This is a genomic window from Mesorhizobium sp. WSM4308 (assembly GCF_002294905.1).
Classification (GTDB): Bacteria; Pseudomonadota; Alphaproteobacteria; order Rhizobiales; family Rhizobiaceae; genus Mesorhizobium.
The window spans coordinates 343,603-358,675 of the sequence record NZ_NSFW01000003.1 but is presented as its reverse complement, the minus strand read 5'-3'; the positions used below and the strand labels follow the sequence as shown (position 1 = coordinate 358,675).

The 15,073-nt window shown below is 63.2% G+C and carries 12 protein-coding genes; 9 read left to right on the top strand and 3 right to left on the bottom strand.

Translation table 11 applies throughout. The features are described from left to right. Positions 1-231 precede the first annotated feature (231 nt). The 4 genes from pal to ftsH all read left to right on the top strand — a co-directional run bounded on the left by pal (position 232) and on the right by ftsH (position 5,515). Positions 232-738 (top strand): peptidoglycan-associated lipoprotein Pal, encoded by a 507-nt coding sequence (gene pal / locus CK227_RS07555; RefSeq protein ID WP_013892538.1) that lies wholly within the window; start codon positions 232-234, stop codon positions 736-738. 212 nt (positions 739-950) lie between these two features. Further along, the gene (ybgF, locus tag CK227_RS07550) at positions 951-2,063 is read left to right on the top strand and encodes a tol-pal system protein YbgF (RefSeq protein WP_095772334.1); all 1,113 of its coding nucleotides are present in this window, start codon (positions 951-953) and stop codon (positions 2,061-2,063) included. Between the two features lie 33 nt (positions 2,064-2,096). After that, positions 2,097-3,464: a tRNA lysidine(34) synthetase TilS gene (gene tilS, locus CK227_RS07545; protein ID WP_095772057.1), complete on the top strand. Its 1,368-nt coding sequence runs from the start codon at positions 2,097-2,099 to the stop codon at positions 3,462-3,464. A gap of 122 nt (positions 3,465-3,586) precedes the next feature. Next, positions 3,587-5,515, top strand: coding sequence for an ATP-dependent zinc metalloprotease FtsH (gene ftsH / locus CK227_RS07540; protein ID WP_019861731.1), 1,929 nt, complete (start codon positions 3,587-3,589; stop codon positions 5,513-5,515). A gap of 86 nt (positions 5,516-5,601) precedes the next feature. Here the strand turns inward: ftsH and CK227_RS07535 are convergent, their stop codons facing one another. Beyond that, entirely contained in the window at positions 5,602-6,060 is a 459-nt protein-coding gene (locus CK227_RS07535) for a hypothetical protein (protein WP_095772058.1), read from the bottom strand. Positions 6,061-6,355: 295 nt separating this feature from the next. Beyond that, positions 6,356-7,192: a hypothetical protein gene (locus tag CK227_RS37185; protein WP_095772059.1), complete on the bottom strand. Its 837-nt coding sequence runs from the start codon at positions 7,190-7,192 to the stop codon at positions 6,356-6,358. Positions 7,193-7,561: 369 nt separating this feature from the next. Between CK227_RS37185 and glmM the strand changes: the two genes are divergently transcribed. From glmM to serA, 5 genes are all read left to right on the top strand, one after another. Further along, entirely contained in the window at positions 7,562-8,914 is a 1,353-nt protein-coding gene (gene glmM, locus CK227_RS07525) for a phosphoglucosamine mutase (protein WP_095772060.1), read from the top strand. A 284-nt stretch (positions 8,915-9,198) separates the two neighbouring features. After that, positions 9,199-10,032 (top strand): outer membrane protein, encoded by an 834-nt coding sequence (locus CK227_RS07520; protein ID WP_095772061.1) that lies wholly within the window; start codon positions 9,199-9,201, stop codon positions 10,030-10,032. 241 nt (positions 10,033-10,273) lie between these two features. Then, positions 10,274-11,038, top strand: a complete 765-nt coding sequence (locus CK227_RS07515; RefSeq protein WP_095772062.1) for an outer membrane protein — start codon at positions 10,274-10,276, stop codon at positions 11,036-11,038. Positions 11,039-11,239: 201 nt separating this feature from the next. Beyond that, on the top strand, positions 11,240-12,415 hold the full coding sequence (locus tag CK227_RS07510) for a phosphoserine transaminase (protein ID WP_095772063.1): 1,176 nt from the start codon (positions 11,240-11,242) through the stop codon (positions 12,413-12,415). A 63-nt stretch (positions 12,416-12,478) separates the two neighbouring features. After that, entirely contained in the window at positions 12,479-14,080 is a 1,602-nt protein-coding gene (gene serA, locus CK227_RS07505; RefSeq protein WP_095772064.1) for a phosphoglycerate dehydrogenase, read from the top strand. 56 nt (positions 14,081-14,136) lie between these two features. On the opposite strand, the gene CK227_RS07500 is transcribed toward serA, so the two are convergent. Then, positions 14,137-15,048: a DMT family transporter gene (locus CK227_RS07500; protein WP_095772065.1), complete on the bottom strand. Its 912-nt coding sequence runs from the start codon at positions 15,046-15,048 to the stop codon at positions 14,137-14,139. Positions 15,049-15,073 lie beyond the last annotated feature (25 nt).

Sequence of the window (15,073 nt, the reverse complement as noted above, 5' to 3'; positions counted from 1 at the left end):
CGGCCGAATTGCCACACATGCTGAAAAGGGGCCGTTTCGGCCCCTTTTCCATGCCTTCGTCGCGTTTTGGCCGCATTTCCGCCTAGGGTCCGCGCCAACTGTGACCCCGATCAAAAGGTTGCGGACGGGCAGCCTAAACCAAATTTTAACCGTGTTTCTTGAATGCCGGTTAACCCAAACGTGGTTACTGGGTGATCAACGAAATCACTCGAAATGCGAAGGAGAGGCGGCATGGGCCGTATCGCAGCACTTACCAGAAACCCGGTCATGATCGCGCTGGTGGCGATGCTCGCCATCGCCGGTTGCGCTTCGAAGAAGACGCCCAACAGCGCCGCCGATCTTGGCCTCAACGGTGCCGGCGCCGCAACGCCCGGCTCGGCGCAGGACTTCACCGTCAACATTGGCGACCGGATCTTCTTCGATACGGACTCGTCCTCGATCCGTGCCGATGCGCAGACGACGCTGGCCCGCCAGGCGCAGTGGCTGAACCAGTACAAGCAGTACGCCATCGTCGTCGAAGGTCACGCCGACGAACGCGGCACGCGCGAATACAATCTGGCGCTCGGCGCCCGCCGCGCCGCCGCCGCCCGCGACTTCCTCGTTTCCAAGGGTGTCGCTTCCAGCCGCCTGAAGACCATTTCCTACGGCAAGGAACGTCCGGTCGCGGTGTGCGACGACATCTCCTGCTGGTCGCAGAATCGCCGCGCCGTCACCACGCTCAGCGGCGCCGGTTCCTGAGTTGGCCGCGCGTCGGGAGACGCGATCGCGCCGACTGGCAAAAATGCAACACAGCTTCGCGAAAGGCGGCCTCCGGGCCGCCTTTTTCATATCCGGGTGACCGAAACAAAATTTGGCCGAAGTCTCGCGTCCTGCTATGAGCCGAGGGCGCCTGGCTGGTCCCATCCTGATTGGAAGGCGCGAACAGACAAACGACACACGGCGAGAGGCACATGCATTTGAGATCGGTTCTGAGCGGCACGCTTGCGGCGCTGCTCCTATCAGGCTTCACCGCCCTGGCAAGCGGTCCGGGGGCAAGCGGCCCAGGGCAGTCAACCGACAGCGGCTTTTCCTTCCATCTGCCGAGCCTCGAGTTGCCGAGCCTCTTCGGCGACAAGAAGAAACCCGACCAGGTCCAGCTCGCGCAGCAGTCGAACGGCGCCGGCGCCACCGGGCTCGAGGACCAGCTGCGCCAGATGAACGGCAAGATCGAAGAGCTCAATTTCCAGATCCTGCAGATGCAGGAACAGATGCGCAAGCAGCAGGAAGACAACGAGTTCCGCTTCCAGCAGCTTGAAGGCGGCGCGCAAGGCGGACAGCCTCCGGCGCAGAAGAAATCCGATGCCACCACCGACACCAACGCCGACGTGGCGGCGGCCCCGGCAACCCAGGCTCCGGCCGATGCCGGCGCCGCGCCCGGCGGCAATCAGTCCGCGGGCGGCAAGACGGTCGAGGACGTCATCGTCGAATCGCCCGATGGCGACCCCGGCAAGGTGATCCCCGGCACGGGAGCCCCGGAAAAGACCTTTGGTTCCATCACCGTCGACAAGAACGGCAATGTGATCGATGCCGGCGGCAACACCCAGTCGACCGCGCCGGCGCAAGATGGCGCCCCGACCACCGGCGCTCCGGCCAAGGCCGGCAAGTCCAATGGCACGATCGTCGCGGCGCTGCCCTCGACCAAGGACCCGGAGGAACTCTACCGCAATTCCTACCAGTTCATCCTGTCGGGCGACTACAGCACCGCCGAACAGGGTTTTCGCGATCATATCTCGCGCTTCCCGCGCGATGCGAAGGCGGCGGACGCGCATTACTGGCTGGGTGAATCGCTGCTTGGCCAGCAGAAATACCGCGACGCGGCCGAAGTCTTCCTCGCCGCCAGCAAGGACTACCCCAAGGCCAAGAAGGCGCCCGACATGCTGTTGAAACTCGGCGTGTCGCTGGTAGGCCTCAAGCAGCACGACGTCGCCTGCGCCACCTTCAGCGAAGTCGGCAAGCGCTACCCCGACATCTCCAGTGCACTCAAGGAACGCGTCAAGCAGGAGAAGGCCCTGGCTGCGTGCTGATGGACCGCGACCGCTTTTGGACGACATGCGTTGATGCTCGACACCGAGCCTGATCTTTCGACCAGACTTTTTTCGCCTATCGATTTTACCCGCGGCGCCATTGCGGCCGTGTCCGGCGGCAGCGACTCGACCGCCCTGCTTCTCCTTCTCAAACAGCATCTCGACCGAACCGCATCGTCAGCGAAGTTGCTGGCCGTGACGATCGACCATGGCCTGCGTCAGGGTTCGGCGGCCGAGGCGCAAGCCGTGGCGAAGTTGTGCGCCGAGCGCGGCATTGTCCACCGCACCCTGACGTGGTCCGGGCGCAAGCCATCGACCGGCCTGCCGGCGGCGGCGCGCGAAGCGCGCTATCATCTGCTGGCCGAGGCGGCGCGCGCGGAAGGCATCGGCCTGATCGTCACCGGTCATACCGCCGACGACCAGGCCGAGACGGTGCTGATGCGGCATGCACGCGACCGGGAGCTTGCCGACAAGGCAGGCCGTGGGCTTTCCGGCATGGCGCCGGCCACCCTCTATGATTGGCGCGAGTGGATCGTTCGCCCGCTTCTGGGGGTGCGGCGCTCGGCGCTTCGCGATTTCCTGCGGCATGAACATGTTGGCTGGGCCGATGACCCGACCAATATCGACGAGGCCTTCGAGCGGCCGCGCGTGCGCGCAGCACTTGCCGGCGAAAGTGCCGGCCACATGGAGAATGCGCTGCGGCTCGCTGGCCAAGCCGCCGTCGAGCGCAGGCAGCTTGGCGCCAGCGCTGCCGATCTGATCCATCGCTTCGCCAGCCAGCCGTGCACGGGTCTCGTCCGGCTCGATCCGGCAATGCTGACCGCGGACGACGGCCGGGCGGCCATCTATGCGTTGCGCATCCTGCTGGCCACCGCCGGAGGCGGTGCCTTCCTGCCGGACCAGGCGCGCAGCGAGGCGCTGTTGGGCCGGCTGAAGGCCGGATTTCTTTGCGCCACATTGTCGCGGACGGTGGTCGATTTCCGGCGAACCGGTCTCTTCCTGCGCCGCGAGGCGCGGGGTTTGCCGCCCGCCGCAACCGCTGTCGACAACACCATCTGGGACGGCCGCCGCCACATCACATTGAACGACAGGTCCGGCGCATTGTTGATCGCACCGTTGGGCGTGACAGCTGCGAGGCGGCTGGCGATCGATGATGGAGAAACCCCGGCAAGCCTGATGCGCGCCGCAATGGCCGCGGAACCGACATTGCGACAAGCCCTTGAAAAGCCTGGTTCGCCGCAGGGCGGGCCGGGGTCGCCGGCGTTCGCGGCGCGACCGGTCGTGTCGCCTTTTTCGCGCTTTCTGCCGTCCTTCGATCTGGCGCCGGCGCGGGCCGTCGCCGAACTGATCGGCGCATCACCGCTTCCCGCTTCGCCATTGGGCGGCCACAGTGCCGATTGATGGTGGCCGAAAGCTTAACCCAGACGTGCTGTTCTGCTTGGCAAGGGGAGACGCTCTCCCTATGTTAGGCTCAAGTTTCCTCTCATGATGCCGTCCGTGCGCGGACGCCAACGGGACAATTGATGAATCCGAACTATCGCAACCTCGCGCTCTGGGCGATCATAGCGGTCCTGCTCATCGCTCTCTTCAATCTGTTCCAGACGCCGCAGACGCGCGGGGCTTCGAGCGATGTGCCTTATTCGCAGTTCCTGCAGGATGTCGCGGCCGGCCGGGTCAAGACGGTGACCATTGCGGGCGCCCGCATCACCGGCACCTACACCGACAATTCCACCGGCTTCCAGACCTATTCGCCCGGCGATCCCCAGCTGGTCTCGCGGCTGCAGGACAAGAACGTCACCATCAATGCGCGGCCCGAGACCGACGGTTCCAATTCGCTGTTCGGCTACCTGATCTCCTGGCTGCCGATGATCCTGATCCTCGGCGTCTGGATATTCTTCATGCGCCAGATGCAGTCTGGATCAGGGCGCGCCATGGGTTTTGGCAAGTCGAAGGCCAAGCTTCTGACGGAGGCGCATGGCCGCGTCACGTTCCAGGACGTCGCCGGCGTCGACGAAGCCAAGGAAGATCTGGAAGAGATCGTCGAGTTCCTGCGCGATCCGCAGAAGTTCCAGCGTCTCGGCGGCAAGATTCCGCGCGGCGTGCTTTTGGTCGGCCCTCCCGGCACCGGCAAGACGCTGCTCGCCCGCTCGGTCGCCGGCGAAGCCAACGTGCCGTTCTTCACCATTTCGGGTTCGGACTTCGTCGAGATGTTCGTCGGCGTCGGTGCAAGCCGTGTGCGTGACATGTTCGACCAGGCCAAGAAGAACGCGCCCTGCATCATCTTCATCGACGAAATCGACGCGGTCGGGCGCCACCGCGGCGCCGGCCTCGGCGGCGGCAATGACGAGCGCGAGCAGACGCTGAACCAGCTGCTGGTCGAGATGGACGGCTTCGAATCCAACGAAAGCATCATCCTGATCGCCGCCACCAACCGTCCCGACGTGCTCGATCCGGCGCTGCTGCGTCCGGGCCGTTTCGACCGCCAGGTGGTGGTGCCGAACCCCGATATCGTCGGCCGCGAGAAGATCCTCAAGGTGCATGTGCGCAACGTGCCGCTGGCCCCCAATGTCGATCTCAAGGTTGTCGCGCGTGGCACGCCGGGCTTCTCCGGCGCCGACCTGATGAACCTTGTCAACGAATCGGCGCTGATGGCGGCGCGGCGCAACAAGCGCCTCGTCACCATGGCCGAGTTCGAGGACGCCAAGGACAAGATCATGATGGGCGCCGAACGCCGCTCATCGGCCATGACCCAGGCCGAGAAGGAGCTGACCGCCTATCACGAAGCCGGCCACGCCATACTGGCGCTCAACGTGCCGTCAGCCGACCCGCTGCACAAGGCCACCATCATTCCGCGTGGCCGCGCGCTCGGCATGGTCATGCAGTTGCCGGAAGGCGACCGCTATTCGATGAGCTACAAATACATGATCTCGCGCCTTGCCATCATGATGGGCGGCCGCGTTGCCGAGGAGTTCAAATTCGGCAAGGAGAACATCACTTCGGGCGCCTCTTCCGACATCGAGCAGGCAACCAAGCTGGCGCGCGCCATGGTCACGCGCTGGGGCTTTTCCGACAAGCTCGGCCATGTCGCCTATGGCGACAACCAGGAAGAAGTGTTCCTCGGCCATTCGGTGGCGCGCACGCAAAACATCTCGGAAGAGACCGCGCAGATCATCGACGCCGAAGTGCGTCGCCTGATCGACGAGGCCTATTCGACAGCAAAGTCCATCCTGACCAAGAAGAAGAAGGAATGGATCGCGCTGGCGCAGGGGCTGCTCGAATACGAGACGCTGTCGGGCGACGAGATCAAGCAGCTGATCGCCGGCGAGAAGCCCGCGCGCGATCTCGGCGACGACACGCCGCCCAGCCGCGGCTCGGCCGTGCCGAAGTCCGGCGGCCGCCGCAAGAAGGGTCCCGAGCCCGAAGGCGGCATGGAGCCACAGCCGTCAAGCTGAGCCGGGGCGGACAGCAGATCCTCGGGACAAGCCCGAGGATCACAGCTCAACGTCTGCGTGACCGCTTTATCCGCCGTATTCCATTTTTATGATTCAGCTTTCAGCCGCGCATTGCACAGGCTGTAATAACCGCCGCCCTTCTGGATCCAGCGAAGGCCGTTCAACGTACCCGCGTCCTTGTTGCCGTGGTAACCCTGCAGGCAGGTCTTCATCCGCGCCTTCGCGGGCTTTTCGGTCTTGAACTCGGCGGCGAGGGTGGTTGGGAATGTCACGCCTGCCGGCGCTACAGTGGGGGCGACCGCCGCGTCGGATTCCTTTTTCGGCTGCGGCGCGGTTTTGACGGTATCCCCGCTGACACTCTCCGCGGCGGGCGTCGCGCATTTCTCCTTGCGGAAAGCGGCCCAGTCCATGCCGTTCAGAGTGCCGCCTTCTTTGGCCGTCCGATAGGTCTCGCCGCATTCCTTCATCGTCAGTGCGCTTGCAGGGGCGACGCTCCAAGCAACCGATGCCGTCACAGCCAATACCGCCAATTTCAAATTGGGCATAAGATCCTCCCGGTTGATAACAAGTTAGACATCCTTTTGTATACTGTTTGTTCCTGATATGTTCAATTAGAATCTTTGGGAGCTCGCGATAAGGGCCGGCGGTGGGCAGTGTGGGCGAATTGATGCCGACAGCTCCCGCGATAGATGCGAGCAAGGCCGCGGGCGTCGTCGCGAGCAACAAAAGGCCCGCGAAGCAGATGCATCGCGGGCCTTTGCCTGTCCTTGCCAGACTTTCCGTCTAACTCAATTCGATCTCAACCGGCTCATGCCTCATCGATCCGGGGGAATGCGTAGCTTAGCCCTTCAGCTTGGCATTGCACAGGCTGTAGAAGCCGCCGCCCTTCTGGATCCACTTCAGGCCGCCAAGCGCATTGGCGTCCTTGAGGGCATAGTACTGGTCGAGGCAGGTGTGCATGCGACCCTTTCCGGGGGTCTCGCTGGCATATTTCGGCGAGATCGCGGACGGGAAGGTGACGCCCTTGGGCGCAACCGTCGTCGGCTTCGCCGGCTCCTTGGTGTAATTTGCTTCACTCGGCGCAGGCACGGTGTCGTCATCCGAGGCGCTGGCGCCGCATTCGGCCTTGCGGAAGTCGTTCCACTTCATGCCCTTCAGGGTGTTCGCCGTCTTGGCAGCCTGGTACTTGGTGCTGCACTCGGCCATGGTGAGGCCCTTGCCGCCGGCGGGAGCCGCGGCTGCCTTGGTGGTTGCCGGCTTGGTGGTGTCAGCGGCGGCGGATGCGCCGCCGGCGCATTCGGTCTTGCGGAAGTCGTTCCACTTCATGCCGTTCAGCGTGCCGGCGGCCTTCGCCGCCTGGTACTTGGCGCTGCATTCCTTGGCCGTCAGCCCCTTCGCGGCGCCCGCGTCGGCGGCCGCTGCCTTGGCTGCCTTGGCCGGCTTGGTTTCGGCGGCCTTCTTGGTATCGGCCGGCTTGGTGTCCGTGGTGGCGGCGGCATCGGTGCCGCATTGCGCCTTGCGGAACTGGTTCCAGGTCTGGCCGGCCAGTGTCCCCGCATCCTTGGCGGCGTTATACTTCGTGCTGCACTCGGCCATCGTCAGTGCGTTGGCTGGCGCGGCCAGGAACAACGTCACTACGGCGAGGCCGGTCAAAGTGGCAAGTCGGTGGATGAGCATAGCGTTTCTCCATTGCAGCAGCCCATTATACGTCCCTGCGAATCAATAACGCTCAACGGTCGGTTGCGCCAGATGCTAAGTGGCGTATATATCGCCCAAAGCTTGCTCCTCCCGATAAGGTGATGAAATCATTGTGCCTTACCGGGTCAAAAACAAGATTTTCCGCGTGCAGCTGCGGCATATAGCTCGCAGAACTGGTATATTGCAGCGCCGCGGTGCCATCATGTTGGGCCGCTGCCTTGTTGTGTGCAGCGCACAACAATGATTTTCTAAGGATTGGTAACATATAATCACACAATGTGATCATGGCTCGCCGGTCAATTATGGCATTAAAGCGCCGGCAAAGAACCTTCAGGGAATTGAACTCGCATGGCAGGGAATTACTTCGGCACGGACGGCATTCGCGGGCGCGCCAACAAATTTCCGATGACCGCGGAGATCGCCATGCGGGTCGGGATGGCCGCTGGCCTTTCGTTCCAGCGCGGCAGCCACCGCCATCGCGTCGTTCTGGGCAAGGACACCAGGCTTTCCGGCTACATGATCGAGAATGCGATGGTGGCGGGTCTCTGCGCCGCCGGCATGGACGTGTTCCTGCTCGGTCCGATCCCGACCCCGGCCGTCGCCATGCTGGTGCGTTCCCTGCGCGCCGATATTGGCGTCATGATCTCGGCCTCGCACAATCCCTATTACGACAACGGCATCAAGCTGTTCGGTCCGGATGGCTACAAGCTTTCGGACGAGATCGAAGAGCGCATCGAGAGCATGCTCGACAAGGATATCGAACTGACACTCGCCGATTCCGACGGGCTCGGCCGCGCCAAGCGTGTCGATGGCGTGCATGACCGCTATATCGAGTTCGCCAAGCGTACATTGCCGCGCTCAATGTCGCTTTCGGGCCTCAGGATCGTCGTCGATTGCGCCAATGGCGCGGCCTACAAGGTGGCGCCCGAGGCGCTGTGGGAGCTCGGCGCCGAGGTCGTGGCCATCAATGTCGAACCCAACGGCTTCAACATCAACAAGGAATGCGGCTCGACGCATCCGGCCGGCCTGCAGAAGAAGGTGCATGAAGTGCGCGCCGATATCGGCATCGCGCTCGATGGCGATGCAGACCGCGTCGTCATCGTCGACGAGAATGGCGCTATCGTCGACGGCGACCAGATCATGGCGATGATCGCCGAGTCCTGGCACCAGAGCGGACGGCTTGCCGGCGGCGGCGTGGTATCGACGGTCATGTCCAATCTCGGCCTCGAACGCTTCCTCGGCGACATGAAACTGCAATTGCACCGCACCAAGGTCGGCGACCGCTATGTCGTGGAGCATATGCGCGCGCATGGGCTCAATGTCGGCGGCGAACAGTCCGGTCACATCGTGCTGTCGGATTTCTCGACCACCGGCGACGGCCTAGTGTCGGCGCTGCAGGTGCTGGCCTGCATCAAGCGCCAGGGACGCCCGGTCAGCGAACTGTCGAAGAAATTCGAGCCGGTGCCGCAACTCTTGAAGAATGTCCGTATCGCCGGCGGCAAGCCGCTCGAGGAAGCTCCGGTCAAGGCCGCGATCGAGGATGCGCGCAACCGTCTCGGCAAGGCCGGGCGTCTGGTCATCCGTCCGTCCGGCACCGAGCCGCTGATCCGTGTCATGGCCGAAGGCGACGATCCGCAACTGGTCGAGGCCGTCGTCAACGACATTGTCGAGGTCATTTCGGAGACCCGCAGCGCAGCCTGATCTCCAGGGCGCCCTCAGCGTGTTTCACCGGTTCACGGAATTGCTCTGGGGGTCACGTCACTGCTCCGGTTGCATATCAGGCCCGCCATTTCGGCGGGCTTTTTTATTGGCCGGAGAGCGACCCCCTTACTATCGAAATCATGCCCGGATTCCTCGAATTTTAGAGATTCGTGGTTAACCGACAGGGTTAAACGCCTTTTAACTTTTCCAATTCATTATCCACGCCTGAAAGCCAATCTCGTTCGGACGCGATCGCGTTCCGAGGGTTCCTAGGGGTGACAAGCATGTTCAATACAGCAAGAAAGGCCCTGTTCGCGTTGCTGTTCGCGGGCCTGGCCTGGCCGGTGTTCGCGGCCGACCTGCCTGAGCCGCAGGTAGAAGAGGCACCGCCGCCGGTCTACGAACAGCCGGTCGACGTCGGCGGCTGGTATATCCGCGGCGACATCGACTATCACAAGTCCGATGTGCGCGGCATCGACTACATGACCTACGGCATCGATCCCTGTAATTGTACGGTCATACCGGGCGGCAAGAGTTTCGACTACGGCAAGCTCAAGGGCGGCTTCTCGCTCGGCGGCGGTGTCGGCTACAAGATCAACGATTACCTGCGTACGGACGTGACCGCCGACTACTGGTTCAAGTCGAACTTCAACGGCGGCACCTCGGATCTCGTCTCGACGTCGACCGAAGTGTCGAAGATGAGCGCCCTGCTGCTGCTGGCCAATGCCTATGTCGATATCGGCACCTGGCACGGCATCACGCCTTATGTCGGCGCCGGTATCGGCGGCGCGCACGTCAAGTGGGATACCGTCTACGACCCGAACACCACCGAGACCAACCCCGGAGCATCCAACTGGCGCTTCGCTTATGCCCTGATGGCCGGTGCCTCCTACTGCTTGACCGACAAGATCATCCTCGATGCGGGCTATCGTTTCTCCCATATTCAGGGCGGCCGCATGTTCGAATGGGATGCGAGCAGCACCGGCCCGGGTTTCGACCGCGGCTTCAACACCCACGAGGTGCGCGGCGGCCTGCGCTATCAGTTCGGTGGCAACAATGGGTGCGCGGCACCGGTGGTGGCCTACCAGCCCGAACCTGAGCCGGTCTACACCAAGTAAGAAATCTACAGCTTCCAATATACACGAACCGCCCGGCTTGACCGGGCGGTTTTCGCTTGATCTGTCGCCAATGAAGCGCCCTGACAGGGAGGGCAATTTAGGCGCTATGTATTAGCTGAGATGAATTCGCTAACGCTCTATTAGCCTTAACCGTGACTTAACCACTATGGTTAACAATGCTCCCTGAAACGATGGCTGCCGTGTTGATCGCAGGTGTCGTCAAATCCGGGAGTCGGGGACTATGACACTCACATCGCGTACTGTGCTGGCGCTTGCCGGACTCGGTCTCTTGCCGCTGACGCCGGCAATCGCTGCCGACTACGATCCGCCGATCTATACCGATCAGGCGCCCGACTATGTGCCGGTCGAGGTCGGCTCCGGCTGGTATCTGCGAGGCGACGTCTCCTATCTGGTGCAGAAGAGCTTCAAGAACGATGATTTCGCCTTCACGCCGGCGAGCTTCGACGAAAAAGAAGATCCGATCTTTGCCAGCATCGGCTTTGGCTACCACTTCAACGACTATCTGCGCGCCGATCTCAATCTCGGCTATCTGCCCGGCAACAAGATCGGCGTTGGCTATGATGATTCGGGATCCACGATCGCGTATACCCAAGCGTCGGCTGACCTGAAGAATTACGCCTACTCGCTCATGCTCAACGGCTATGTCGACCTTGGCACTTATGTCGGGATCACCCCTTATCTGGGCGGCGGCGTCGGAATCGTACAGAGCACGCGCAAGCTCTCGGCCAGCTATTTCACCAACAATTTCGATCCCACCGACGATTTCGAGCAGACCGACGACAAGACGAAGTACTCCTTGGCCTATACGCTGAATGCCGGCCTTGCCTACCAGGTGTCGAAGAACGTTTCGGTCGACCTCGGCTATCAGTATTTCTCCGCCCCGGATGCCGAATATGTCACGGCCGCAAGTCTGACCTCCTTCCCCGTCCACAAGGGAATCAGCAATCACCAGATCAAGCTCGGACTGCGCTACGATCTCTGGTAGGCCAGGGACCGGGCGAGACTTTAGCGGCGGATCCCAGCGGTCCGCCGTTCGCGTTTGAGATCACGCGATCCTGATCACGGATCGCCGGTATCCCGGCAGCGACAAAAACTTTCCTCTTGACGCCCGAGGCCTGAACGCATATCGCCGTCCGTGGGCCACCCCTCCCCAACGAGGGGCCACTATCTGGAAGGATAGACCACGATGACGACGCATACGAAACCCGGACTCCGTCCGGCAAACCCCAATTTCTCCTCAGGTCCTTGCGCAAAACGCCCCGGCTGGTCGGTCGAGGCGCTCAAGAATGCCGCGCTCGGCCGTTCCCACCGCGCCAAGATCGGCAAGACCAAGCTCGAACAGGCGATCGAGCTGACGCGCGAAATCCTCCGGGTTCCGGCCGACTACCGCATCGGCATCGTGCCGGCGTCGGACACAGGCGCCGTCGAGATGGCGCTGTGGTCGCTGCTCGGCGAGCGCGGCGTCGACATGGTCGCCTGGGAAAGCTTCGGCTCCGGCTGGGTCACCGACGTGGTCAAGCAGCTGAAGCTGCCCGACGTGCGCAAGCTCGAGGCCGGCTATGGCGAGTTGCCGGATCTGGCCAAGATCGATTTCGACCGCGACGTTGTCTTCACCTGGAACGGCACCACGTCGGGCGTGCGCGTGCCGAATGGTGACTTCATCCCGGCGGATCGCAAGGGCCTGACCATCTGCGACGCCACTTCGGCGGCTTTCGCGCAAAGGCTCGATTTCGAAAAGCTCGATGTCGTCACTTTCTCCTGGCAGAAAGTGCTGGGCGGCGAGGGCGCGCATGGCATGCTGATCCTGTCGCCCCGCGCCGTCGCGCGGCTGGAGAACTACAAGCCTTCATGGCCGCTGCCGAAAATCTTCCGCCTGACCTCCGGCGGCAAGCTGATCGAGGGCATTTTCAAGGGCGAGACCATCAACACGCCGTCGATGCTGTGTGTCGAGGACTATCTCGACGCGCTGCACTGGGCGAAGTCGATCGGCGGCCTCGATGCACTGGTCGCCAGGGCGGATGCCAATGCTGCCGTGCTCGACGGATTTGTCGACAAGTCCTCCTGGCTCGGCCATCTCGCCGTCCAGCCGGCGACGCGGTCGAACACCTCGGTCTGCTTGTCCTTCACCGATGCCGATGTGGCGGCGCTCGACGCCGACGGTCAGGCGGCTTTCGCCAAGGGCCTGGTCTCGGCGCTCGACAAGGAAGGTGTCGCCTACGACATCGGCTCCTATCGCGACGCGCCTCCCGGCCTGCGTATCTGGTGCGGTGCGACGGTCGAGACATCGGATCTCGAGGCGCTGCTGCCCTGGCTCGACTGGGCCTTCGCCGCGCAGAAGGCGTCGCTGAAAGCGGCGGCCTGAGACTTTCCGTGGCGGCCCGCGGGCCGCCCGTTCCCGGATCAATCCCATTTCAAGGAGGCCGCAATGGCGCCCCGCGTTCTCGTCTCTGACAAACTCTCTCCCACCGCCGTGCAGATCTTCAAGGATCGCGGCGTCGAGGTCGACTATCTGCCAGACCTCGGCAAGGACAAGGAAAAGCTGCTCGAAGTGATCGGCCAGTATGACGGCCTCGCCATCCGCTCGGCAACCAAGGTCACCGAAAAGCTGATCAACGCCGCCACCAGGCTCAAGGTGATCGGCCGCGCCGGCATCGGCGTCGACAATGTCGATATCCCGGCGGCGAGCCGCAAGGGTATCATCGTGATGAACACGCCCTTCGGCAATTCGATCACGACAGCCGAGCATGCCGTGGCGATGATCTTTGCGCTGGCGCGCCAGATCCCGGAAGCCAACGCCTCGACCCATGCCGGCAAGTGGGAGAAGAACCGCTTCATGGGTGTCGAGATCACCGGCAAGACGCTGGGTGTCATCGGCTGCGGCAATATCGGCTCGATCGTCGCCACACGCGGCGTCGGCCTGAAGATGCATGTCATCGCCTTCGACCCGTTCCTGTCGGACAAGCGCGCCGAGGAGCTCGGCGTCGACAAGGTCGAGCTCGATGAGCTGTTCGCGCGCGCGGACTTCATCACGCTGCACACGCCACTGACCGACAAGACGCGCAACATCATCGACGCCGGGGCAATCGCCAAGATGAAGAACGGCGTGCGCATCATCAATTGCGCGCGCGGTGGGCTGATCGTCGAGGCCGATCTGATCGCGGCGTTGAAGAGCGGCAAGGTGGCGGGCGTCGGCATCGACGTGTTCGAGGTGGAGCCGGCCGAGCAGAACGCCCTGTTCGGCATGGAAAACGTGGTGGCGACGCCGCATCTCGGCGCCTCGACGGCGGAAGCGCAGGAGAATGTCGCGCTGCAGGTCGCCGAGCAGATGTCGGACTATCTGATCAAGGGCGCGGTCTCCAACGCCATCAACATGCCGTCGATCACGGCGGAAGAAGCGCCGCGGCTCAAGCCCTTCGTCAAGCTCGCCGAAGTGCTCGGCGCCTTTGTCGGCCAGGTCACCGAGGATCCGATCACGGAGGTCGAGATCCTGTTCGACGGCTCGACCGCGACGATGAACACGCGCGCGCTGATCAGCGCGACGCTGGCCGGGCTGATCCGGCCGCAGGTCTCCGACGTCAACATGGTTTCGGCGCCGATCATGGTGAAGGAGCGCGGCATCATCGTCGCCGAGGTCAAGCGCGACAAGTCGGGCGTGTTCGACGGCTACATCAAGCTGACGGTCAAGACCGAGCACAGGACGCGCTCGATCGCCGGCACCTGCTTCTCGGACGGCAAGCCACGCTTCATCCAGATCAAGGGCATCAACCTTGACGCCGAGGTCGGCCAGCACATGCTCTATACCACCAATGCCGATGCCCCCGGCATCATCGGCCTGCTCGGCACGGTGTGCGGCGAGAATGGTGTCAACATCGCCAACTTCCAGCTTGGCCGCAACCGGCCGGGCGGCGACGCCATAGCGCTGCTCTATCTCGACGCGCCGTTCCCGGAAAAGGTGCTGGAGCAGGTGCGGGCGCACAAGTCGATCGATTCGGCCAAGCGGCTGCAGTTCGACGTCGGCGGGATCTGACCCCCGGCTTTTCGCCAAGATCAGAAGGCGCGGCGTCTGTCGCGCCTTCCTGCTGCTCAGCGCGCCCTGGCCTGCCGGGTCATCGCGCTCTTGCGCCCGCTATGTTCGGCAAGCCCGATGCCGCCCAGCACGAGCACAAGCGCCAAGGCCTGATAGAGCTGGAACGTCTCGCCGACGATCAGCACCGAAAGCAGCGTGCCGAAGATCGGCACCAGGTTGATGAACAGGCCGGCGCGGTTGGCGCCGATCAGCTCGTTGCCCCTGATGTAGGTTATCTGCGAGACGACCGAGGCGCCGATGGCGGTGTAGACGATGACCGTCCAGCCGCGTGCGTCGGGCGCGATGGCCTTGCCGGCGGCGACCTCCCACAGCAGGAAGGGCAGCGAGGTGATGAGCGCGGCGATCGACATGGCCAGCATCAGGCTCTGCCAGCGCAGCGCCGGCTTCAGCCGCAGCCCGACCGAATAGCCGCTGTAGAGGACGACCGCCACCAGCATGATGGCGTCGCCGAAATTGAGCTCCAGCGTCAGCAGCCGGCGCGGATCGCCGTGGCAAGCGGTCAGGATCACGCCGGCGATGGTCAGCACGACGCCGGCGATCTGCGCCAAGTTCACGCGCAGCCGGAAGAAGACGAAATTGGCCGTCATGATCAGGATCGGCATCGCCGCCTGTTCGATCGAGACGTTGATCGCCGTCGTGTAGTTGAGTGCCGTGTAGAAGATCACGTTGAACAGCGTGAAGCCGCTGGCGCCGAGTGCCGCCAGAACGAGCCAGTGCCGGCGCACCACCGGCCAGTCCTCCTGGATCGTGCGCCAGCCGAGCGGCAGCAGGATCGCCACCGCCAGCAGCCAGCGCAGGAAAACCAGCATCATCGGCGAGACGTGATCGACCGCCAGCTTGCCGGCCACCGAATTGCCACCCCACAGCAAGGTGGTGAGCAGCAGGAATAAGTAGGCGCTTCGATGCATCGCAGGATTCCGGCCGCGACGGATG